Origin of the sequence: Pseudomonas donghuensis, assembly GCF_000259195.1 — a bacterium.
Lineage (GTDB): Bacteria > Pseudomonadota > Gammaproteobacteria > Pseudomonadales > Pseudomonadaceae > Aquipseudomonas > Aquipseudomonas donghuensis.
The window spans coordinates 171,310-193,424 of sequence record NZ_JH650758.1; the positions used below are offsets into that span (position 1 = coordinate 171,310).

General features: G+C 64.0%; 17 protein-coding genes. 7 read left to right on the forward strand and 10 right to left on the reverse strand.

Features of this window, described 5'->3' with window-relative positions:
- The 10 genes from UW3_RS0105385 to tssA all read right to left on the reverse strand — a co-directional run bounded on the left by UW3_RS0105385 (position 1) and on the right by tssA (position 12,302).
- The gene (locus UW3_RS0105385; RefSeq protein ID WP_010221269.1) at positions 1 to 435 is read right to left on the reverse strand and encodes a DcrB-related protein; all 435 of its coding nucleotides are present in this window, start codon (positions 433 to 435) and stop codon (positions 1 to 3) included.
- Between the two features lie 15 nt (positions 436 to 450).
- Positions 451 to 2,394 carry a type VI secretion system Vgr family protein gene (locus UW3_RS0105390; RefSeq protein WP_010221270.1) on the reverse strand — a complete coding sequence of 648 codons (1,944 nt, stop codon included), beginning with the start codon at positions 2,392 to 2,394 and terminating at the stop codon, positions 451 to 453.
- Positions 2,395 to 2,417: 23 nt separating this feature from the next.
- Entirely contained in the window at positions 2,418 to 5,096 is a 2,679-nt protein-coding gene (gene tssH / locus UW3_RS0105395) for a type VI secretion system ATPase TssH (protein ID WP_010221271.1), read from the reverse strand.
- Positions 5,089 to 6,141 carry a type VI secretion system baseplate subunit TssG gene (tssG, locus tag UW3_RS0105400; RefSeq protein WP_010221272.1) on the reverse strand — a complete coding sequence of 351 codons (1,053 nt, stop codon included), beginning with the start codon at positions 6,139 to 6,141 and terminating at the stop codon, positions 5,089 to 5,091. The genes tssH and tssG overlap by 8 nt, the downstream gene beginning before the upstream one ends.
- Complete coding sequence (gene tssF, locus UW3_RS0105405; protein WP_010221273.1) at positions 6,105 to 7,964, reverse strand: type VI secretion system baseplate subunit TssF; 1,860 nt, start codon at positions 7,962 to 7,964, stop codon at positions 6,105 to 6,107. The genes tssG and tssF overlap by 37 nt, the downstream gene beginning before the upstream one ends.
- On the reverse strand, positions 7,961 to 8,476 hold the full coding sequence (gene tssE / locus UW3_RS0105410; protein WP_010221274.1) for a type VI secretion system baseplate subunit TssE: 516 nt from the start codon (positions 8,474 to 8,476) through the stop codon (positions 7,961 to 7,963). Before tssE ends, tssF begins: the two co-directional genes overlap by 4 nt.
- Before the next feature lie 102 nt (positions 8,477 to 8,578).
- Positions 8,579 to 9,067, reverse strand: a complete 489-nt coding sequence (locus UW3_RS0105415; RefSeq protein WP_010221275.1) for an Hcp family type VI secretion system effector — start codon at positions 9,065 to 9,067, stop codon at positions 8,579 to 8,581.
- An 80-nt stretch (positions 9,068 to 9,147) separates the two neighbouring features.
- A complete protein-coding gene (tssC, locus tag UW3_RS0105420) occupies positions 9,148 to 10,641 on the reverse strand; it encodes a type VI secretion system contractile sheath large subunit (protein WP_010221276.1) in 1,494 nt (497 codons plus the stop codon).
- A gap of 15 nt (positions 10,642 to 10,656) precedes the next feature.
- Positions 10,657 to 11,172: a type VI secretion system contractile sheath small subunit gene (tssB, locus tag UW3_RS0105425; RefSeq protein ID WP_010221277.1), complete on the reverse strand. Its 516-nt coding sequence runs from the start codon at positions 11,170 to 11,172 to the stop codon at positions 10,657 to 10,659.
- A gap of 95 nt (positions 11,173 to 11,267) precedes the next feature.
- Positions 11,268 to 12,302 (reverse strand): type VI secretion system protein TssA, encoded by a 1,035-nt coding sequence (gene tssA / locus UW3_RS0105430; RefSeq protein WP_010221278.1) that lies wholly within the window; start codon positions 12,300 to 12,302, stop codon positions 11,268 to 11,270.
- Positions 12,303 to 12,694: 392 nt separating this feature from the next.
- On the opposite strand from tssA, the gene tagH reads away from it, so the two are divergent.
- Genes tagH through UW3_RS0105465 form a run of 7 tightly spaced genes read left to right on the forward strand, consistent with a single transcriptional unit; the run spans position 12,695 to position 22,112 of the window.
- Positions 12,695 to 14,041: a type VI secretion system-associated FHA domain protein TagH gene (tagH, locus tag UW3_RS0105435; RefSeq protein ID WP_010221279.1), complete on the forward strand. Its 1,347-nt coding sequence runs from the start codon at positions 12,695 to 12,697 to the stop codon at positions 14,039 to 14,041.
- A gap of 36 nt (positions 14,042 to 14,077) precedes the next feature.
- The gene (gene tssJ / locus UW3_RS0105440; RefSeq protein WP_026001200.1) at positions 14,078 to 14,575 is read left to right on the forward strand and encodes a type VI secretion system lipoprotein TssJ; all 498 of its coding nucleotides are present in this window, start codon (positions 14,078 to 14,080) and stop codon (positions 14,573 to 14,575) included.
- Between the two features lie 15 nt (positions 14,576 to 14,590).
- On the forward strand, positions 14,591 to 15,925 hold the full coding sequence (gene tssK, locus UW3_RS0105445) for a type VI secretion system baseplate subunit TssK (RefSeq protein ID WP_010221281.1): 1,335 nt from the start codon (positions 14,591 to 14,593) through the stop codon (positions 15,923 to 15,925).
- 6 nt (positions 15,926 to 15,931) lie between these two features.
- The gene (locus tag UW3_RS0105450) at positions 15,932 to 17,242 is read left to right on the forward strand and encodes a DotU family type VI secretion system protein (RefSeq protein ID WP_010221282.1); all 1,311 of its coding nucleotides are present in this window, start codon (positions 15,932 to 15,934) and stop codon (positions 17,240 to 17,242) included.
- Positions 17,239 to 20,742 carry a type VI secretion system membrane subunit TssM gene (tssM, locus tag UW3_RS0105455; RefSeq protein ID WP_010221283.1) on the forward strand — a complete coding sequence of 1,168 codons (3,504 nt, stop codon included), beginning with the start codon at positions 17,239 to 17,241 and terminating at the stop codon, positions 20,740 to 20,742. The genes UW3_RS0105450 and tssM overlap by 4 nt, the downstream gene beginning before the upstream one ends.
- The gene (gene tagF / locus UW3_RS0105460; RefSeq protein WP_010221284.1) at positions 20,742 to 21,392 is read left to right on the forward strand and encodes a type VI secretion system-associated protein TagF; all 651 of its coding nucleotides are present in this window, start codon (positions 20,742 to 20,744) and stop codon (positions 21,390 to 21,392) included. Before tssM ends, tagF begins: the two co-directional genes overlap by 1 nt.
- Entirely contained in the window at positions 21,393 to 22,112 is a 720-nt protein-coding gene (locus tag UW3_RS0105465) for a PP2C family protein-serine/threonine phosphatase (RefSeq protein ID WP_010221285.1), read from the forward strand.
- Positions 22,113 to 22,115 lie beyond the last annotated feature (3 nt).

Sequence of the window (22,115 nt, forward strand, 5' to 3'; positions counted from 1 at the left end):
TCAGCTCAGGGCGTCGAAGTTCAGTGATTGCTTGATCGCCGTCCAGTGCGAAGCCTCGGCATCACCCAGCGGCTGGGCCTTGACGTAGCTCAGGGCGAACATCTTGCGGGTGCCCGGCAACACCAGGGCCAGTTGGTACTGGAACACCTTCTCGCTGCCCTTGCTGAACTGGCTGCGCAGTTCGATGCCGTCCACCGATTGGTCGGCGCCCAGGCGTACAGCCTGGCCCGGTTGGAAACGTAGATCCTTGACCTGCTGCTGCAGGCGTTCGAGCTGGCCGTCGAAGTTGCTTTGCAGGGTTTCACCGTCGGCCAACAGGCTGCGGCTGACAATCAGCGAGGTCCCCAGGTTGGCAAAGCGCAGGATGTTGATGCTGGTGTCCTGCACCTCTTCATCGGGCAGGGCGAACTGGAATTCATTCAGGCGATAGGTCATGACGCGCAAATCTCGTTATTGGCTGGCTTTGGGCTTGGGGAAGATCGCTTCCACGGCGCCATCGATGGTGCCTTTTACACCTTGCCCATCCGGGGTGGCGCCGGGGCCGCCGCCGATGTTCAGGTCCAGGGTGCCGCCAGTGTTGAACTGGGCATTACCTTCGGCATTGAAGTTGAACTGCACGCCGGTGAGGTTGATCTGGCCGCTGGCATTGAGCTCGAGGATGCTCTTGCCGCACACCAGGCGCAGGTTCTCGCCGACCTCGATCAGGTAGCTGCGGCTGATGCTGTCGGTCTTGGTCGAGCCCACCAGCAGGATGTCGTCGCGCTTGACCGCGCGAATTCGGTCTTCGCCGATGGTCGCCACTTCGCTGAAGTCCACCACCTTGTTGCGGTTGTGGCCCACCCAGTGGCTCTCGTCATTCTCGACTTCGATGTCCTGGTTGCGCTCGGCATGGATGTACAGCTGCTCGGCGCCCTTCTTGTCCTCCATGCGGATTTCGTTGAAGTTGGCTGGCGTGCCGCCTTTGCTCGAACGGCTTTTCATCCCGCTCTGAGTGGCATTGGCCGGCAGGTCGTAGGGCACGGTCTGCTCGGCGTTGTACACCCGGCCGGTGATGATCGGCCGGTCCGGATCACCTTCAAGAAAGCTGACGATCACTTCCTGGCCGATCCGCGGGATCTGCATCGAGCCCCAGTTCTTGCCGGCCCAGGCCTGGGATACGCGGATCCAGCACGAGCTGTTTTCGTTGGACTGGTCATGGCGATCCCAGTAGAAATGCACCTTGACCCGGCCATACTGGTCGGTCCAGATCTCTTCACCGGCCGGGCCGACCACGATGGCGGTCTGCGGGCCTCTGACCTGCGGGCGCAGGGTGCTGGCCAGGGGGCGGAAGCTCTGCTGCGCATCAATGCAACTGAGGTTGCTTTCGAACTGCGCGTTGCCACCACCGCCACCGGTTTCCAGGCGTTCCTGGACGACGTAGTAGCGGGCACCGACGATCAGGTACTCGCGGTTCTGGTCCTGACGGCTGAAGCCGCTCATGCTGAACAGGTTGCCCGCCGCCAGGCCCCGGGCATTGCCACGCAGCTCGATGCGTTCATGCAGGCTTTGCAGCGCCTCGATACGGGTGCGGGCGTAATGCTCGCCGTCTTCGCTCTGTACATAGGTGCCGGGGTAGTCGTATAGCGGGTAATCGCCAGCGGTGTGCGGGCGTGGCATTTCCGAGCGCACGTCGATGCGCGCACTGGGGCGCTGGAAGTCGTAGTCGTTGAGCTCCAGCGAGCCAGACTGCACCTCCTGGGCCAGGTGCCAGTCATTGAGGTGGTCGCGCTCGCGATGCTGGCCATCGGGCGGAAAGTACGGCACCGACTCGTAGCCCGGTACCACCTGATGGGCGCCATAGGCATCGGCCAGGACCAGTACGTGACGGTCTTTTTCGTGGCGGAAGTAGTAGTAGATGCCTTCCTGTTCCATCAGGCGGCTGACGAAATCGAAGCTGGTCTCGCGGTACTGCACGCAGTATTCCCACTCGCGATAGGGCCGGCTGAGGCTGTCTTCGAAATCGGAAAAACCCAGGTCGCGAAACACCTGCTTGATGATCTGCGGGATGCTCTGGTTCTGGAAAATGCGGCAATCGGAGGTCTTGCTCAGCAGCCACAGCCACGGCCGCAGGGTCACCCGGTAACTGGCGAACTGGCCGCGGTCGATGCTCTGGCTGCAGCGCGCGACGATGCCATGAAAATACCGCGAGCGGCCCAGCTCCAGCTGCAGGCTCAAGCTCATCGGCTTGCCCAGCAGTTGGTTGAGGTCGATGGCCGAATTGTCCGAGGTCAGCTGCAACTCGTAGTCGAACAGTCGCCCCAGCTCTTCGCCGCCGCCCATTTCCGCCAGGATCAGCGCATCAGGGCCCAGGGGGCTGTTGATTTGCGCCAGTCGGGTGAATTGCTTGAATAGCATCGTTTATCTCGTGAAACGCGCCATCACGGCGCGTCGCTGAAGTGGTAGTGCAGGTCGTTGTCGCGGCGGCTGATGCGTACCCCGGCCAGGGCCTTGCCTTCGAGCATGCGGGTGAGGAACTCGCGGCTCATGTCCGGCAACAGGCTGTTGGTCAGGATCGCGTCGATCATCCGTCCGCCGCTTTCGGTCTCGCTGCAGCGCGAGACGATCAGCTCGACCACCTCGTCGTCGTAGTCGAAGGCGACCTTGTGGGTGCCTTGCACACGCTTGCGGATGCGTTCGAGCTGCAGGCGGGTGATGGCCTTGAGCATCTCGTCGCTGAGCGGGTAGTAGGGGATGGTCACCAGGCGTCCGAGCAACGCTGGCGGGAAGATCTCCAGCAGCGGTTGGCGCAGGGCCGTCGCAATGGCGTCGGGTTCCGGGATGTTTTGCGGGTCCTTGCACACCTGGGAAATCAGCTCGGTCCCGGCGTTGGTGGTGAGCAGGATCAGGGTGTTCTTGAAGTCGATCACCCGGCCTTCGCCATCCTCCATCACGCCCTTGTCGAAGACCTGGAAGAAGATCTCGTGCACATCCGGGTGGGCTTTTTCCACCTCGTCCAGCAGCACCACGCTGTAGGGCTTGCGCCGTACCGCCTCGGTCAGCACGCCGCCTTCGCCATAGCCGACATAGCCAGGCGGGGCACCCTTGAGGGTCGAGACGGTATGGGCTTCCTGGAACTCGCTCATGTTGATGGTGATAACGTTCTGCTCGCCGCCGTACATGGCTTCGGCCAGGGCCAGGGCGGTTTCGGTCTTGCCCACCCCGGAAGTGCCGGCGAGCATGAATACGCCGATCGGCTTGTTGGGGTTGTCGAGGCCGGCGCGCGAGGTCTGGATGCGCTTGGCGATCATCTGCAGGGCATGGTCCTGGCCGATGATGCGCTTGGCCAGGTGCTGGTCGAGCTTGAGCACGGTTTCCAGCTCGTTGCGCGCCATGCGCCCGACCGGGATGCCGGTCCAGTCGGCAACCACCGAGGCCACCGCCTGGTAGTCGACGGTCGGCAGGATCAGCGGGGTTTCACCTTGCAGGTCGCTCAGGCGCTGTTGCAGGTCGATGAGTTTTTCGCGCAGCTCATGGCTCTGTTCGCTGCCCGTGTCGCGGTCGACCACGCCGACGTTTTCGCGCAATTGCGCACGGGTGGCCAGCAGTTCGTCGACCAGGGCTTTTTCTTCGGCCCAGCGGCTTTCCAGCTCGGCCAGGCGCTCGCGCTCGGCCGCCAGCAAGGTTTCAGACTGTTGCTGGCGGTTGCCGATGGCGATACCGATGGCCAGTTCGCGGGCGATGATCTGCAGCTCGGTTTCCAGCGCTTCGATGCGTCGGCGGCTGTCATCCACTTCGGCCGGCACGGCGTGCAGGCTGATGGCGACGCGGGCGCAGGCGGTGTCGAGCAGGCTGACGGATTTGTCCGGCAGCTGGCGCGCCGGGATGTAGCGGTGGGAGAGCTTGACCGAGGCTTCCAGGGCTTCATCGAGGATCTGCACCTGGTGGTGCTGCTCCATGGTCGAGGCCACGCCGCGCATCATCAGCAGCGCCTTGTCTTCGCTCGGCTCGGCGACCTGCACCACCTGGAAGCGGCGGGTCAGGGCCGGGTCTTTCTCGATGTGTTTCTTGTACTCGGCCCAGGTGGTGGCGGCCACGGTACGCAGGCTGCCGCGGGCCAGGGCTGGCTTGAGCAGGTTGGCGGCATCGCCGGTACCGGCAGCGCCACCGGCACCGACCAGGGTGTGGGCTTCGTCAATGAACAGAATGATCGGTTTCGGCGAGGCCTGAACGTCCTCGATGACCTGGCGCAGGCGCTGCTCGAACTCGCCTTTCATGCTCGCCCCGGCTTGCAACAGGCCGACATCCAGGCTGCGCAGTTCGACGTCCTTGAGCGATGGCGGGACATCGCCGGCGACGATACGCAGGGCAAAACCCTCGACCACTGCGGTTTTGCCCACACCGGCTTCACCGGTGAGGATCGGGTTGTTTTGCCGGCGACGCATGAGAATATCCACCAACTGGCGGATCTCTTCATCACGGCCGACGATCGGGTCGAGCTTGCCGCTGCGTGCCTGCTCGGTGAGGTCGACGGTAAAGCGCTTGAGCGCTTCCTGTTTGCCCAGGGCGCTGGGCGCCATGGCACCGCTGGCTTCGCCCGGCACGGCGCCAGCATTGAAACCGTCGCTGGCGCTCAGGGCGTTTTCCGGCGAGTCGCCGACATACTCGTCAAAGCGCTCGCTGAGGGCTTCGACCTTGATCTTGGCAAACTCCGACGACAGGCCGAGCAAGGCATTGCGCAGGCTCGGCGTCTTGAGGATGCCGAGCACCAGGTAGCCGGTGCGCACCTGGCTTTCGCCGAACATCAGGCTGCCATACACCCAGCCACGCTCGACGGCTTCTTCGACGTGGGAGGACAGGTCGGTGATCGAGGTCGAGCCGCGGGGCAGGCGGTCCAGGGCATCGGTCAGCTCGCGGGCCAGGCGCGCAGGCTCAAGGTTGAACTGGCGGATGATGCGGTGCAGGTCCGAGTCCTGCAGTTGCAGCAATTGGTGAAACCAGTGGGCCAGTTCCACATAGGGATTGCCCCGCAACTTGCAGAACACCGTGGCGGCCTCGATGGCCTTGTAAGCGACGCTGTTGAGTTTGCCGAACAGCGCGGCGCGGCTGATTTCACCCATGTTCCGGACTCCTTGTGGATTGCGATGCGGTCGCCTGCTCGGCGTAGTACCGAGCCAGTGTCAGGTCGCTGGCATCGTGTTGCGGGCGGCCGAGCCAGGTATCGAAACCCAGGCGTCGGCCGGTGTTGAGTTGCAGGGCGGGTATCTCGTCCTGCTGCAGGATCAGCTTCAGGTCCCAGTCAAGCTCGTGCCCCTGGTGCTCGGCGACCCAGGCCACCAGTTCAGCAAAGGCACTGCCGTCGGGCAGCAGCGCCAGGTAGTGCTCGAGGCTCAGCGGCCCCAGGCAGATGCGAAATTTATGCTGGCGATCCCAGACATGACTGCCCAGGCATACATCCATGCCCAACTGGTTGGCGCTTGCGCCCAGGCGGCTACGCTCGGGCAGTTGCAGCCATTGGCCGACATACTCCTCGATGCTCACCGGCACGCCGAAATACGCCCCGAGAATGCCGCGCAAACCATCCGGATAGCGGGTCTGGGCGGCGAGGTGTCCGCTGTAATGCAGCTTGGCGGTGTCCGGCAACGGGCCCTGGTCGCGCAGTGCCGGGGTGCCGCGGCCGCTGAGGGCGGCCAGGCGCGCGGCCCAGTAGTCGTCAGCGGGGCGGTCATGGCTGACGGTTGGCCGTGCTTCGGCCCAGGCCCGGTAGAACAGGCTCAGCAGGCGGTGATGGAACACGTCGAGAAAACGCTTGCTGGTGCTGTCGGCGTTGTTGCGCTGACGTTCGCGCATGTATTCGGTCAGGTGCAGCGGCAGCGGTCCGTTAGGGCCGCCCAGACCAAAGAAGAACTGCTCCAGGCGCGCCGGGCCCTGTTCTGTGGCAGGGGTCAGCGATGCCAGGGTTGCCGGTGCGAAAGCGCAGTCGAGCTGTTGGCCGAGGCGAATCGGCTCATCGGCCAGACGCAGGGAATGGCCGAAGCGCGGCAATTGCGGCGACTCGCACTCCAGTCGGCGCAGGGCCTGGAAGAAATCGTAGTTCCAGGGTTCGGCCTGCATCTCGCTGAGGATGTTCACAGGGTCGGACGGCGTCCGGGCTTGGCTTTCCATCGCATGATCTCGCCGCGTTCGGTGGTACGAAGCACCGTCTCGGTAAAGCTGTTGATCGACACGTAACGTGCCAGGAAGCGCTCGAACACTGCACCGAGGAGGAACACTCCAGTGCCGCGGAAAGCGTTTTCATCGAATTCCAGGGTGATCTCCAGGCCACGGCCAAACACGATCGGCCCGGGCATCGGCAGCCGCCGTGTGCAGGCTTTGCTGCTGACTTCGCGCAGGCCGTCGATCTGCAATTGCAGGGCGGCGTCATGGCTGTCGCCGTAGAGGCGCAGCAGCTCGCGCAGGGCGGCGGCGCCCTGGCCCTGTTCGGTCAGCGACAGGTAGTTCAACGACAGCTGGCTGATCAATCGCCAGGCCTTGTTGTCGTGGGCGTGGCTGGCGCGTGGTCGGCTTGGCCCGGCCAGGCAGCGAATGGCGGCTACCGGGGCGCTGTCGGCCAGGGTGAAATCACTGCGGCCATCACCGACATTCATGAACAGCGGCAGATCGCGGTTGGTGCACAGGGCGCTGACGCCCAGTTGGCGCAGGTCGTGGCGGTAAGGCGCCTGCTGGCCATCGACCAGGCTGATGAAGGTTTCGCTGCCCATATAGGTCGAACGGGTGCCGTTGCGGCGCTGCTCGCTGGAGAGCATGCGCGGCTCGCGGCGCACGATGTAATACGCCTGGTCACGGCCATAACGGGACGGGTCGCGCACGGCATAGAAGGGCAGGAAACCCTGGTCGGGGCCGGTACCATGACCGGTCACGCTGCTCAGCGAATGGATCTCGAAATCCGTCGGCCGGGTGCGGTCGGCGATTACATGGTGTTCGTTGACCCGGTTGCTCAGGTGGATGCGGTCGACCCGGCGCGGGAACAGGTTGATCGCCGGGGTGCAGAAGGGCACGAACTGCTCGACGCCGACGCTGCCTTCCAGGGTCTGGTCGTAGCGCTCGAACAGCACGATCAGCTCCAGCTCCTGACCGTCGCAACGTTTGACTGCGCGCTCCAGTTCGGCGAATTCGACGAACAGGAAACGCTGCGGCAGGGCGAAGTACTCCTGTAGCAGGCGGTAACCCTGGAATGCCTGCGGGACCACAGGCAGGGCTGCTTCGCGGTCATCGAAGCCGCAAGGGCGCAGGGCCGAGGGCGCAATGCGCTCGACCCAGTCGCTGCCAGGCTGGCGGGCAAAAACGGCACAGGCGTTGCCCAGCAGTTGCTCGTACAGGCGAAACGGCAGTTCATCGGCGCCGTTCAGGTACAGCGGCAGGCTGCTGAGATCGAGCGCGTTGAACGGCAGCTCGGCGCCGGTACGCAAGGTAATGCGCAACCCGGCGCGGGCTTTCGGTTCACTGGCGGCAAGGCGCCCGAGGCTGGCCGCCGGATTGCCGAAGTATTCGGCCTGGGTTACCTGCAGTGGCCACAGGGTGACCGGGTGGGCACTGCGAAACTCACACGGTGTCTGCGAATCGCGGCCAAGGGTGGCACGCAACACACTGCCACGGGGCAGGGTGAAGCCAGCACTGAGCGAGCCTTCGTCGGGATCGGCCTGCATCTGCACCACGGTCATCGACGGTGTCGGTGCCAGGTAGTGCGGGTAGGCAATCTCCAGCAGGTTGTGGGTGAAGGTCGGGTACTCGGCGTCGAGCTTGAGTTGCACCCGTGCGGTCAGGTAGGCAAAGCCTTCGAGCAGGCGTTCGACATAGGGGTCGGCGCAGTCGATACCGGACAGGGTCAGGCGCCCGGCGATTTTCGGGTATTCCCTGGCGAACTCGGCGGCGCTTTCGCGGATGTGTTGCAGCTCCTGGTTGTACAGCTCGAGCAGGCGCGGGTTCATGGACGTCTCCGGCGCTCGGCAGGGGCGACCCGGACATGCCCGGACTCCAGGTCCAGATCGGTGCGCAGCAGTAACGGCAGTGCCGCTGGCTGGGCCCACAGATCGCCTTCAATCTCGAAACTCAGGGCGTTGTGGTTCATTTCCCCTGGTGCGACCTGAGCGCGAACCCGCAGGCTGCTGCGCAGGATGCGCGGTTCGAAAGTGGCAATGGCCTGGTAAATGATGCTCTCCAGTGCGCTGATATCAATGTTCGAGGCGCTGTTACCGGCCAGTGCCGGCAGGCCATAGTTGACTACCGAGTTGCCGGCCTGGGTATTGAGCGTGGCGGCAGCATCGAGCAGTGAGGTGGTATTGAGCAGCCAGGTGAGATCGCGCAGAACCGAGGCCTTGAGCTGGTTCAGCGACAGCACGCGTTTGTCGTTGGCTTCTTGCAGGTTGCCGGGCTCGTCGTCGGTCAGACGATCGAGCAGCGAAGGCTGCAGGCGGTCACGTGCAGCGATTTCGGCTACCAAGGGGCGGCTCCGGTGGTGGGATTCAAGATTGCGTTGGCCTTATCGCGGGGCAAGCCCGCCCCTACACGGTGGGTTTGTCCAGCGATAAGGGCGACGCGCATGTCAGATCTTGACGTTCTGGCGCACGTTCCAGCCGTACTTGACCGGGCCGCCGTCTTTGGTGCCGTCAGCTTTCTGCGGCTGGTAATCGACCGTGACCTTGGCGAAGTTCAGGGTGACGTTTTCGGTCAGGCGATCATCGCTGCCCGAACCACCGGTGCTCAGCGAGCTGATCAGCACCTCTTCGAGGTTGATGACCAGATACTCGACCTGGCTTTCGCCACCGGCCTTGCGCACGGTCAGCTTGACCTTGTCGATGTGCTTGCCGCTGGAGCAATGCATCATCAGGTTGGGGCTGGATTTGTCGACGTACTTGGTCAGCGACAGGTCCTGGATGTTGACCTTGCCGGCGCCACCGCCACCGCCCATGTGCATGTTGCCGGACTGGGACATGCCCCAGTTCCAGTTCAGCACATCGATCTCGTCCTTGTGGGCCTTGTCCATGGACTCGCCCTTGATGTCGCCGATCTTGATGAAAATATCAACTGCCATGTTGTCTCCAGAGTGTGGCATCTACCACATTGTTTTTCAGTGCACGCCCCGCATTGCGGGGCGCTTCAGCGAGCCAGGGCTCAGGCGCCCTTGGCCGATGGCAACTTCGATACCAGGCGCAGCGACACGGTCAGCCCTTCAAGCTGGTAGTGCGGACGCAGGTAGAAACGCGAGTTGTAGTAGCCCGGGTTGCCTTCGACTTCTTCGACCACCACTTCAGCCGCTGCCAGCGGGTGCTGGGCCTTGGTGGTCTCGGTGGAGTGGGCCGGATCGCCATCGACGTAGTTGAGGATCCAGTCCTGCAACCAGCGCTGCATCTCGTCCTTCTCTTTGAACGAGCCGATCTTGTCGCGCACGATGCACTTCAGGTAATGGGCGAAGCGGCAGGTGGCGAACAGGTACGGCAGGCGCGCCGCCAGGTTGGCGTTGGCGGTGGCGTCCGGGTCGTCGTATTCGGCAGGCTTTTGCAGCGACTGGGCGCCAATGAACGCGGCGAAGTCGGTGTTCTTCTTGTGCAGCAGGGGCATGAAGCCGTTCTTCGCCAGTTCCGCTTCACGGCGATCGGAGATGGCGATTTCGGTCGGGCACTTCATGTCCACGCCACCGTCATCGGTGGGGAAGGTGTGCGCCGGCAGGTTCTGCACTTCGCCACCGGACTCGACGCCGCGAATCCGCGAGCACCAGCCGTAGTACTTGAACGAACGGTTGATGTTCACCGCCATGGCGTAGGCGGCGTTGGCCCAGGTGTACTTGGCGCTGTCGGCGCCGTCGGTGTCTTCTTCGAAGGCGAAGGCTTCCACCGGGTCGGTCTTGGCGCCATACGGCAGGCGGGCGAGGAAGCGCGGCATGGTCAGGCCGATGTAGCGCGAGTCTTCCGATTCACGCAGCGAGCGCCAGCCGGCGTACTCGGGGGTGGTGAAGATCTTGGTCAGGTCGCGCGGGTTCGACAGTTCCTGCCACGAGCCCATGCCCATCACGGTCGGCGAGGCCGCAGCGATGAATGGCGAGTGCATGGCGGCACACACTTTGGACAGCTCGCCGAGCAGCTCGACGTCCGGTGGCGACTGGTCGAAGTAGTAATCGCCGACCAGGCAGCCGTAAGGTTCGCCGCCGAACTGGCCGTATTCCTCTTCGTACATCTTCTTGAACAGCGGGCTCTGGTCCCAGGCCGTGCCCTTGAATTTCTTCAGGGTCTTGTGCAGATCGGGCTTGGAGATGTTGAGCACGCGGATTTTCAGCTGCTCGTCGCTCTCGGTGTTGTTGACCAGGTAGTGCAGGCCACGCCAGGCGCTTTCCAGCTTCTGGAACTCGGGATGGTGGATGACCTGGTTGACCTGGGCGGTGAGCTTGGCGTCGATGGCGGCAATGATCGATTCGATCGACTTGATCGCATCATTGGACACCAGGTCGGTTTGCGCCAGGGCCTGTTCGGCCAGGGTGCGCACCGCAGTTTCGACCGCTTCGCGGGCGCGCTCGGTCTTGGGTTTGAATTCTTGCAGCAACAGCGAGGCGAACTCGCTGGCTTGCTCGGTGGCCGCTGGCTGGGCCTGGGTATCACGCATCGGATCGGTCATGAGGCTTTGTCCTGATTAAGCGTTCGGCTCGGCATCCTGGGGCTTTGGCGCACTGGCCAAGGCCTGGAGCAGGGCCGGATCCTTGATGGCTTTCATGATGATTTCTTCGGCGCCGGTCTTGCCGTCCATGTAGGTCAGCAGGTTGGCCAGTTGGGTCCGCGCTTCGAGCAGCTGGTTCAGCGAGTCGACCTTGCGCGCTACGGCGGCAGGGCTGAAGTCGTCCATGCTCTCGAAGGTGATGTCCAGGCTCAGGTTGCCTTCCCCGGTGAGTTCGTTGGGGACGTGGAAGGCTACCCGTGGCTGCATGGCCTTGAGGCGCGAGTCGAAGTTGTCGACGTCGATTTCCAGGAACTTGCGTTCGGCCACCGGCGCCAGCGGCTCGGCGGGCTTACCTGCGAGGTCAGCCATGACGCCCATGACGAAAGGCAGCTGGACCTTCTTTTCGGCGCCGTAGAGCTCGACGTCATACTCGATCTGCACCCGCGGCGCGCGATTGCGCGCAATGAATTTCTGAGAACTGGGGTTCGCCACGTTGTTCCTCCTGGTCGCAGGTGCGACGGTATTGGCGTCATCGATCGTTGCCGGTAACGGTGTTGCGTAATTGCGTTGGGCCTGGCCCGCAGCCCTCAGTCGGTCTCCGGCCCGCGCAGGGTTTCGAACTGCGACAGGCCATCGGGGATCAGGTCGCGGACGATCGCGGCGAAATCGGCATTCACCAGATTTTTCGCGCGATTCAACAGCACCGGCAACGGGCTCGAGGGCTCGTGACGGGCGTAATACTTGAGAATTCGGTCAAGGCTGCGCAGCACCTCGTCGCGGCTGGCGATATCCGCTGAGGCACGGGCAACAGGGGCTGCGGGAACGGCGCTGTCGAGAGGCGGCGGATTGTCGGCAACCGTGCTGATTTCGGCTGCGGTGTCGTTGGCGGCTTGCTCGCCTGCCGGCGCCTGTTCGGCGAGGATCTGTGCAGCCTGGCGCAACGGTTGCTTGAGGGCGCCGAGATCAATACCGCTGGCCGAGCCGACCTGCTCGTTGACGTACTGCTCGATTGCCTCGGCGGCTTCGCGGGCTTGCTGCAGGGCCTCGCGGGTGGCCTGCAGTTGGTCGGCATCGCTGTCGCGCAGGGCGCCGCCGAGCTCGTCGGCGTTGAGCGTCTCGCTGGCAAAGTGCTGCAGGCCACTGGCGTGCAGGGCCGCGCGCAGGCTGACCGGGCCGAATGCACGGGAGCGGGTCAGCAGGCTTTCACGCAGCAGGGTGATGTTGGTCTCGCAGACCAGACCTGCGAGGGCGTTGATGCGTACCGTCGGGTCGTTGTCGTCATCGGCGTCGAGTTGCGGGTGCACTTGTGGCCAGTACTGGCGCAGCAGCGCGTTGATCAGTTGCAGGGTGCTGGCCAGGCCGGCAATACCGTGCAGGGCCAGGGCACTCTGCAAGAGGAAATGCGTGACCCGAAGGTCCTTGCTGCGTTGCAGCAGGGCCGTGCAGGACTGTTCGATCTGCCGCCACTGGGGAGGCTCGGCAGGCTGGATGGCATCACCCATGACACGCTCGGGCTTGCCTTGGGCATCACGCTCCAATTGCAGGAAGTCCGGGTCGTATTCAAGGTCGTCGCCGCAGGGGAAGTTCTCCGAAACGGCAGCGAGCAAATGCGCTGAGTTCACCAGATATCGATCTCCGTATCGTCCCGTGGTGGGGGTAGCTAATGTGCGCAAGTTAATTTTGTGACAGGGCGCACATATTTTGCTGAGTTATCCTTAGTTGATATCAAAGTGATATCACGCTCGTTCAGCAAGTTGCGCATTTTTGGTTTATTTCCAATTGGCTGTCAAGGTAAGCTATCGGCCCACCGTGACCTGAGTGCTGGGCCAAACAGGGTTTTTGACTTGTTGGTCAGGGCGGCGGTGGATGTCATTTGAAACTGACATGGTTCGGCTAGAAACTGCCGAAAATCGGATATTCAGTAGAGTTTTTCAGGGATTGGAAGCGAATCGCTTTTCTGTGTCAGGCCTGCAGCGGGCCAGCAGACGGTTCGGGATGTGGCTAAGGAGGCGTGATGTCGCTGAGTCTGACTATTACCAGTTATCACAAGATTACCCCTGGCCAATGTCCTGAAAAGTTCATCGAATCAGGCGCCATCAGCATCGGACGTGGCTCTGATAATGATTGGGTATTGCCCGATCCGGAGCGTCTGGTCTCTTCGCAACATTGTGTCATTCAATATAAAGATGGCCGCTACTACCTGACTGATAACAGCACAAACGGTGTCGAGTTAATTCACGCCGGTATTCGCTTGCGCCGCGGTAATAGCGAGCCCTTGATGGATGGCGAAATCATCCGTATTGGCGAGTACGAGATCCAGGCGCGGATTGATTCGAGCTTCAAGGTAGGGGATGGCAATCCGATCGGCGGCGATGCCAGCAATAGTTTCGAAGCGTTGATGGCTAACCAGGCCAGCCCTGCGCCTGTCCTTTCTCACGCAGGCACACCGGCGCTCGTGCACGGTGCGTCAAGCAGCGACACCCTGCCGGACCTGTTTGATTTTCTCGCGCCGGCAAGCATTGCGCCGGTAACCCAGCCTGACCATGTACCTGCCCAGCAGCATGACTTTCGTCCGCCCGCGCCGATCGTCCCTGTGGCGGTGCCGGCCCCGGCGAGCCCTGGGGTGATTCCCGCAGATTGGGACCTGTTTGCCGAGCCTTCAGCACCTGCACCTGCACCTGCACCTGCTCCCGCTCCCGCACCGACGCCTGTCGCGACCGCAGCGCCTGCGCCGGTGGCCGTCGTCGAGGCCCCGGCCCAGCCTGCCGAATCAGCAGCGCTGGTCCAGGCTTTCCTGCGCGGGGCAGGCCTTGAGCAACTGCGTATCGACAGCGCGCAGGTCGAGGCGCAGATGGAGGCCCTTGGCCGCAGTTACCGCTTGATGGTCGAGGGCTTGATCGACGTATTGCGTGCGCGCAGCAGCCTCAAGGGCGAATTCCGCATGCAGCAGACCATGATCCGCCCGGCGGAGAACAACCCGCTCAAGTTTGCTCCGAATGCCGATGAAGCGTTGCTGTTACTGCTGCGTCACGGCAATCACGCCTTCATGGCGCCGGACCAGGCAGTACGTGACAGTTTCGATGACCTGCGTGCTCACCAGTTGGCAGTGATGGCGGGTGTCGAGGCCGCCATCAAGCACCTGCTCGCGCGTTTCGAACCGGCCCAGCTGGAGTCGCGGTTAGGTGAGCCAGCCGGCTTGTCGAAGCTGTTCGCAGGCTCCCGCCAGGCCCAGTACTGGCAGCAGTTCACCGAGCTGTACAGCAAGATTTCCCGGGAAGCCGAAGACGACTTCCAGGACCTGTTCGGGCGCGAATTCAGCCGCGCCTATGAGGAGCACAGCGCGCGTCTGCAGCGCTCCTGAAACAAACGGAAAGTGCCACGTCATTGAGGACGCAGGATGATTCGAACAATGCTGATGGCAGCGGTAACCGCACTGCTGCTCAGTGGTTGTAGCAAGGATGAAGTTGCAGTACCGGCCCAGCCCGAGGTGGCAGGGCCGACCAGCGTCACCTTGTACTTCAGTGCCGCCGCCGGGCTCAACCCGGGCGCCAACGGCCAGGCCGCGCCCGTGCGCGTGCGTATCTACGAGCTGAAGAACAGCGCCAACTTCAATCGCGCCGATTACTTCGCGCTGGCCGATCGGGCACCCGCGACCCTGGGCGCCGACCTGGTCGATCAGGATGAAGTACTGGTGCAGCCCGGTGAGCAGTTGCGCATCGAGCGTCCACTGAGCCCGACGACCCGCCAGATTGGCCTGGTGGTCGGCTACCGCGAAGTTGACCAGGCGCAGTGGCGCAGCCTGCTACCGGTGCCGCCGCTGGATTACCAGGTCAGCCTTGATGTTCGTGCTGTACGCAGCGCTGCTCATTCCTCCCCAACCAGTACCGCCCAATAGGCGATCGGAGAAGCCATGTCCTGGAACAATCGTGTGGTCTGGTCGGAAGGCATGTTCCTCGGAACCCAGCATTTTCAACAGCATGACCGCTATCTCGAAAACCTGATCGATGCCCGCAGCCGGCCGCTGTCGGCAGGCGCCTGGGGCTTCTCCGAGCTGCTGATCGACCAGGGCCTGCTGGCTCAGGGCAAGCTGGCCATCATCTCGGCCCGCGGCCTGCTCCCGGACGGTACGCCGTTCAATATCCCCCAGGACGACCTGGCGCCAAGCCCGCTGAACATCGACGACAACCTGCGCGATGGCCTGGTGTACCTGGCATTGCCGCTCAAGCGCGCTGGCGCCCGCGACACGGTCGACGAAGGTGAGGCCCCGGGCGGTGCGCGTTATGTCAGCCGGGTGGCGGAGGTGCGCGATGACAACGCACCGTTCGAGAACCGCGCGCCGGTGGCCCTCGGTTCCCGGGCCTTGCGCCTGATCACCGCCGAAGAAGGCCTGAGCGACTATGCCGCGCTGGGCCTGGTGCGCATCAAGGAAAAACGCGCCGACCGTGCTTTGGTCCTGGATGACAGCTACATCGCGCCGGTGCTGGATGTGTCGGCGAGCAAGAGCCTGTCGGCGTTTCGCAGCGAACTGCTGGGCCTGCTGCACCAACGTGGCGAGGCCCTGGCCGGGCGGGTGGTGGCCTCGGGCGCGGGTGGTGCTTCGGAGATCGCGGATTTCATGCTTCTGCAACTGGTCAACCGCGCCCAACCGCTGGTTGAGCACCTCAGCCAGTTGAGCCCGCTGCACCCGGAGCGCCTGTACAGCGAGCTGGTCAGCCTGGCCGGTGAGTTCGCCACGTTTTGTGCAAGCAACCGCCGCCCGGGTGAGTTCCCGGTGTATCAGCATGATGACCTGGCAGCGAGTTTCGCCCCGGTCATGCAGGCGCTGCGCGAAGCCCTGTCGATGCTGATCGACAGCAAGGCCACGCCAATCCCGATCGTCGAGAAGGCCTACGGTATCCACGTGGCCATGCTTGCCGACCGCAGCCTGCTCGACAACGCCAGCTTCATCCTCGTGGTGCGTGCCGATGTGCCGAGCGAAACCCTGCGCGGGCGTTTCGCCCAGCAGAGCAAGATCGGTGCGGTCGAACATATCCGCGACCTGGTCAACCTGCAGCTCCCGGGCATCGGCCTGCTGCCGTTGCCGGTGGCGCCACGACAGATCCCGTTCCATGCCGGTTCCACCTACTACGAACTCGATCGCGGTAGCGAGCATTGGCAGCAACTGCAGAACGCCGGCGGCTTTGCCTTCTATGTTGCTGGCGAGTTCCCGGGCTTGAACCTGGCTTTCTGGGCCATCCGAGGATAAGCCGCGATGCAGCCTAACGACCCATCGGCACCACCGGCCAACGACCGCACCCAGTTCATGCCGCGCCCCGGTGGCCGTGGCCCGCAAGCCGGTACGCCGGAGCCGGCCGTGCCGCCGTCGATGCCGGCGCAGCCGTTGCCCGGTGGCCAGGCGCTTGGCCTGAACCCGCTGGAAAGCGCCGCCGGGCCATTGCTGGCGTTGCTGACCCGCTTGCGCAGCACCATTGCCCATCCGGCCCCGGCCAGCCTGCGTGCGCAGTTGCTGGCCTACCTGCGCCAGTTCGAAGAGCGCGCCGAAGCCGCCGGTGTGGCGCGTAACGAAGTGCTGCTGGCCCGTTACGCCCTGTGTACCGCCCTCGATGAAGCCGTACTGAGCACGCCCTGGGGCAGTGGCAGTGACTGGGGCAAGCAGAGTTTGCTGATCACTGTGCACAACGAAGCCTGGGGCGGCGAGAAGGTTTTCCAGTTGCTTGAGCACTGCCTGCAGAGCCCGCGCGAACGCCTGTATCTGCTGGAGTTGCTGTACCTGTGCATGTGCCTGGGCTTCGAAGGCCGCTATCGGGTCATGAACGGCGGTCGTGCCCAGCTTGACGCCTTGCGTGAGCGTACTGCGGCCGCCATTCGCAGCGCCCGTGGCGAGTTCGAGCGCGAGCTGTCGCCGCACTGGCGCGGGGTCAGCGTCACGCGTGATCGACTGTCGCAGTTCATGCCGCCCTGGGTTGGCCTGGCCATTGCCCTGGCGTTGTTGCTGGCGCTGCTGTTCGCCCTGCGCTTCATGCTCGCGGCCGACGCCGAACCGGTGTTCAAGAACATTCATGCCCTGGGCGAGATCCCGGTGCAGGCCATCGACCGCCCGGTGACCCAGCCCAAGCCAGTGGAACGCCCGCGCCTGGCGGGTTTCCTGGCCAGCGATATCAAGGCCGGGCGGGTCAGTGTCGAAGACGCCGTCGACCGCTCGGTGGTGACCATCCGCGGCGACGAGTTGTTCGCTTCGGCCAGTACCAGTATCAACGACAGCTTGCAGCCACTGATGCTGCGCATCGCCGACGCCATTGGCCAGGTCAAGGGCCAGGTGCGGATCACCGGCCACAGTGACAACCGGCCAATTGCAACCTTGCGCTTCCCGTCCAACTGGGCGCTGTCCCAGGCCCGTGCCGAGCAGGTTCAGCAGATTCTGGCAGCCAAGACCGGCCAGCCCGCACGCTTTAGCGCGCAGGGCCTGAGCGACACTGAACCACTGGCACCGAACAGCACGGCCGAAGGCCGGGCAAAGAACCGCCGGGTTGAAATCACTGTATTGGCGGAGGGGGTCGAGTGAAGGCGTTTTTCGGTTTTGTCGTTCGCTGGGTGATCCCGCTGCTAGGCTTGATCGCCCTGAGCCTGATCATCTGGTTCATCGGCCCGCTGTGGGACGTGCTGGTCCCGGCGGGGCGCCGCTGGGCCCTAATCGCGCTGCTGTTTGCGGCGTGGATCGGTTATCGCCTGTGGCGCTTCATCCAGGCCCGCCGCCAGGCGGCAGAAGTCATGCGCAGCCTGGCCGCAGAAACCGCCCCGGACCCTGCCAGCGTTGCCACCGCTGAAGAACTGGCCACCCTGCGCCAGCGCATGGACGAGGCCCTGGCACTGCTGAAAAAGGCCCGTCTTGGCGGTGATGAGCGGCGCAATCTGTATGAGCTGCCGTGGTACGTGATCATCGGCCCGCCGGGCTCGGGCAAGACCACCGCACTGGTCAACTCCGGCCTGCATTTTCCGCTCGCGGCGCAGCTTGGCGCCGGGGCGATTCGCGGCGTTGGCGGCACCCGCAACTGCGACTGGTGGTTTACCGACCAGGCTGTGCTGCTGGATACCGCTGGGCGCTACACCACCCAGGACAGTCATGCCCAGGTCGACAAGGCGGCCTGGCTGGGTTTCCTTGACCTGCTGAAGAAGCAGCGCGCGCGCCGGCCGATCGACGGCGCCTTCATCGCCATCAGTCTGTCCGACCTGCTGCTGGGCAGCGACGCGGAACGTGCCGCCCATGCGGCGGCCATTCGCTCGCGTATCCAGGAGCTGTACAGCCAGCTGGGCGTGCGCTTTCCGATCTACCTGATGCTGACCAAGCTCGACCTGGTGCCGGGCTTCATGGAGTTCTTCGACACGCTGAGCAAGGAAGAGCGCGCCCAAGTGTGGGGCATGACCTTTGCCCTGGACGACGACCAGTCGGCCGAAGGGCCGCTGGCGCAGTTCCAGAGCGAGTTTGCCGGCCTTGAGCAGCGCCTCAACGCACGCTTGGTCGAACGCCTGCAGCAGGAGCGGGATCCGGCGCGGCGCGATCTGGTCTACGGCTTTGTCCAGCAGTTCGCCGCCTTGCGTTCGAATCTGCAGAGCTTCCTCGACGGCGTGTTCAAGCCCAATGCCTATGAAGAGCGCGCACTGTTGCGTGGCGTGTACTTCACCAGCGGTACCCAGGAAGGCAGCCCGATCGACCGCCTGATCGGCGCCATGGCCCAAAGCATGGGCCTGGACCGCCAGCACCTGGCGCGCCAGAGCGGCAGCGGGCGCAGCTATTTCATCGAAAAACTGTTCAACGCCGTGGCCTTTGCCGAGCGCGGCCTGGTCGGGGTCAACCCGAAGGTCGAGCGCCGGCGCAAATGGCTGGCCCGTGGCGCACTCGCTGCCAGCATTGCCCTGGTAGTGCTGGTCGGCACCTTGTGGGCGGTGAGCTATCGCGCCAACCAGGCCTACATTGCCCAGGTCGAACACAAGCTCGCGCCCCTGGGGCAAACCTTGCAAACCCTGAGCCCGGCCCAGCGTGATGTGTTGGCAGTGCTGCCGCTGCTCAATGCCGTGCGCCACCTGGCCGAAGATCCGCCCAGCTGGGCCGAGGGCCTGGGGCTGTACCAGGGCGACATGCTTGAGGCCGAATCGGCCAGCGTCTACCGCAAGTTGCTGATTGCCGTGTTCGCCCCGCGCCTGGTCACCCGCATCGAAGAGCAACTGCACAGTGGCGGCGGTTCGGACTTCCTCTACGAAGGCCTCAAGGCTTACCTGATGCTGGCCGATGGCGAGCATTACGACCCGGATTTCATCAAGGCCTGGGTCACCCTCGACTGGGAGCAAAGCCTGCCCCGTGACTTGGCCCCAGAGCAGCGTGCTGCGCTGGGTGAGCACCTGCAGGCGCTGTTTGCAAAACGGCCGCCGAATGCACGCCTGGATGCCAACCTGATCGAAGACTTGCGTCGCCAACTGCAGCAACTGCCGGTGGCCCAGCGCGTCTATGACCGGGTCAAGCGCCAGAAGCTGCCAGACGGCGTCAGCGATTTTCGCCTGAGCGAAGCCGCTGGCCGCGATGCTGCGCTGGTGTTCAGCCGCAAGAGCGGCAAGCCGTTGGGCGAGCCATTGAGCGGGCTGTTCACCGTCGAGGGGTATCGCAAGGCGTTCCTCGCTACCAGTCTGCAGCACAGCAACACCCTGGCCGAAGAGCGCTGGGTGCTGGGCCGCGAACAAGCCGATGAAGGCGATGTCAGCAGCCTGGCCGCCGATGTGCGCCGCCTGTATTTCGCCGACTACATCCGCCACTGGGACGCGCTGCTGGCCGATATCGACTTCGTGCCGATCACCAGCGTGGCCCAGGCTGCCGATGTATTGCGGGTGATTTCCGGGCCGACTTCGCCGCTGAAAAAACTGCTTGGCGCAGTCGCCAAGGAAACCAACCTGCAACAGCAGGACCCGCTTGCCGCCGCCCAGGCCAAGGCTGGCGAAGCCGGTGTCGATCAGCTCAAGCAACGCCTGGGCAACCTGCTGGGCCAGGATGCACCGGCAGATAGCCGCCAGGCGCAGCAAACTGAAGACCCGGTCACCGCGCACTTTGCCGAACTGGCCAGCCTGGTCAGCAAGGGCGAGGGCGAGCCGGCAGCCATCGACGGCCTGCTCACCGACATGAACGCCTTGTACGTGCAGGTCAGCGCCATGGTCGGTGCCAGCGGCGATGCCTTGCTCGGCGAAGCCAAGAACCAGGCCACTGCCGCTGCCAACCGCGTCAGCCTCACCGCCCAACGCCAGCCGCCGATGGTTCAGGGCCTGGTCAAATCGGTGGTGACTTCGACCACCAACACCATGATGGGCGGCGTGCGCAACCAACTCAACGCCGCCTGGGTCAGCGAGGTGGTCAACGTTTACCGCCAGTCCCTGAGCGGTCGTTACCCGTTGGCGCCGGGCAGCTCGAGGGACGCCACCCTGGATGACTTCGGCCAGTTTTTCGGCGTTGGCGGGGTGATGGACAGCTATTTCCGCAAATACCTGCAGCCGTACGTCGATACCTCGACCAACCCCTGGCGCTGGCAGCCGGGCGCGGCGCAGAAGCTTGGCATCGGCCCTGGCGTGCTGCACACCTTCCAGCGCTCGGCCGCGATTCGGGATGCGTTCTTCCGCTCTGGCGGCCTGCAGCCGACTGTGCGCTTCGAGCTCAAGCCGGTGGCCATGGACGCCTCGATCACCCAGTTCCTGCTTGATCTCGACGGCCAGCAGATCAGCTACGACCACGGCCCCAGCCGCCCGGTAGCGATGCAGTGGCCGAACCCCAACAGCATTGGCGTGGTGCGCCTGTCGATCATGCCGCCGTCTGCCACGGGCCGTTCAGGGTTGACCCTGGAAGGGCCGTGGGCCTGGTTCCGCCTGCTCGACCAGTCGGACCTGGTGGCTGGCAACGGCCCGGATCGTTTCAGCCTGCGCCTGCGCGTCGATGGTGCCAGCGTGTCTTACGAGTTGCGTGCCAATAGCGCCTTCAACCCGTTCAAGAGCCGCGTGCTCAGCGGCTTCAGCCTGCCGGAGCGGCTGTGATGGATGGCGTTGGTTTCTACGGCAAGCTGGCCAGCCGCGGCGACTTTGTCAGCCGTGGCTTGCCGCACAGCTTTATCCAGCCCTGGGACCAGTGGCTGGCGGCGGGGCTGATGGCCAGCCAGCAGCAATTGGCCGAGCACTGGTTGCCGGCCTACCTGGTCAGCCCGCTGTGGCGCTTCGCCCTGGCGCCGGGGGTGTGCGGGCCGCAGGCTGTAGTGGGCGTGCTGATGCCCAGCATCGACCGGGTAGGGCGCTATTTCCCGCTTACCCTGGCCCAGGTTCTGCTGTCGGATGAGTCGCTGGCGGCCGTGGTCAGTGGCCCGGATGACTGGTTCGAGCGTTGCGAGGCGCAGCTGTTGGCAACCCTGGAGCCGCAAGCCACTTTCGAGGCGTTCGATGCGGCGGTGCAGGGCTGTGCCGTACCTCGTCTCAGTGTGGTTTCGAGCCCTGCGGTTGCTGGTTTGCAGCGCTTTGGCGCAGTGACCCCCGAGGCCCGCCAGGCAGCGTTGGCCGAAAGTGCCTGTGCCGGCATGAGCCTGTGGTGGGGGCGGGGATCGGAGCGTATCGAGGCGGGATTGTTACGCTGTGCCGGCTTGCCGCGCAGCGAGGATTTCGCCAGTTTTCTTTTGGGCAATGAGGCGGCGCGCTAGATGACGGCATTGCATTACACCGCAGCCAGCTACAGCCATGTCGGCATGGTGCGCAGCATCAACGAAGACGCCTGCCTGGACCTTGGCAGTGAAGGCCTGTGGGCGGTTGCCGATGGCATGGGCGGGCATGCAGCGGGCGATTACGTCAGTTGCCTGATCGTCGATACCTTGCGCCGGTTACCGTCCACGCCGTCCCTGGACGATTACGCGCAGGTGCTGCGCGGGAGGCTGTCGGCGGTCAATGCGGCGGTGCGCGAAGAAAGTGTCCGGCGTGGTGTGGCGATGATGGGCAGCACCCTGGTATTGCTGGCGGTGCGTGGTGATCAGGGCGTCTGCCTGTGGGCCGGCGACAGCCGCCTGTACCGCCTGCGCGATGGGCGCCTGGAAGGTATCTCCCGCGACCACAGTTATGTACAGGAACTGCAGGACAGCGGCCTGCTCAGCGAGGCTGAAGCACGGGTGCATCCGCGGGCCAATATCGTGACCCGGGCAATCGGCGTCGAGCCTGAGCTGGAGCTCGAAAGCGTGCCCCTGCACATCCTCCCCGGCGATACCTACCTGCTGTGCAGCGACGGCGTCAACAAGACCGTCGAAGACCATGAAATTCGCGAAGTGCTGGGCCACAGCGACCCCTATCAGGTGGTGCGCAGCCTGGTGCACCTGGGCCTGACCCGGGGCGCCCCCGACAACATTACCGCCGTCGTCATCAAGGCCGGTTGAAGA

Excerpts from the sequence above, each read along its gene's own strand:
- UW3_RS0105385 (WP_010221269.1), bottom strand. The coding sequence starts at position 435 with ATGACCTATCGCCTGAATGAATTCCAGTTCGCCCTGCCCGATGAAGAG.
- UW3_RS0105390 (WP_010221270.1), bottom strand. The coding sequence starts at position 2,394 with ATGCTATTCAAGCAATTCACCCGACTGGCGCAAATCAACAGCCCCCTG.
- tssH (WP_010221271.1), bottom strand. The coding sequence starts at position 5,096 with ATGGGTGAAATCAGCCGCGCCGCGCTGTTCGGCAAACTCAACAGCGTC.
- tssG (WP_010221272.1), bottom strand. The coding sequence starts at position 6,141 with ATGGAAAGCCAAGCCCGGACGCCGTCCGACCCTGTGAACATCCTCAGC.
- tssF (WP_010221273.1), bottom strand. The coding sequence starts at position 7,964 with ATGAACCCGCGCCTGCTCGAGCTGTACAACCAGGAGCTGCAACACATC.
- UW3_RS0105415 (WP_010221275.1), bottom strand. The coding sequence starts at position 9,067 with ATGGCAGTTGATATTTTCATCAAGATCGGCGACATCAAGGGCGAGTCC.
- tssC (WP_010221276.1), bottom strand. The coding sequence starts at position 10,641 with ATGACCGATCCGATGCGTGATACCCAGGCCCAGCCAGCGGCCACCGAG.
- tagH (WP_010221279.1), top strand. The coding sequence starts at position 12,695 with ATGTCGCTGAGTCTGACTATTACCAGTTATCACAAGATTACCCCTGGC.
- tssJ (WP_026001200.1), top strand. The coding sequence starts at position 14,078 with ATGATTCGAACAATGCTGATGGCAGCGGTAACCGCACTGCTGCTCAGT.
- tssK (WP_010221281.1), top strand. The coding sequence starts at position 14,591 with ATGTCCTGGAACAATCGTGTGGTCTGGTCGGAAGGCATGTTCCTCGGA.
- UW3_RS0105450 (WP_010221282.1), top strand. The coding sequence starts at position 15,932 with ATGCAGCCTAACGACCCATCGGCACCACCGGCCAACGACCGCACCCAG.
- tagF (WP_010221284.1), top strand. The coding sequence starts at position 20,742 with ATGGATGGCGTTGGTTTCTACGGCAAGCTGGCCAGCCGCGGCGACTTT.
- UW3_RS0105465 (WP_010221285.1), top strand. The coding sequence starts at position 21,393 with ATGACGGCATTGCATTACACCGCAGCCAGCTACAGCCATGTCGGCATG.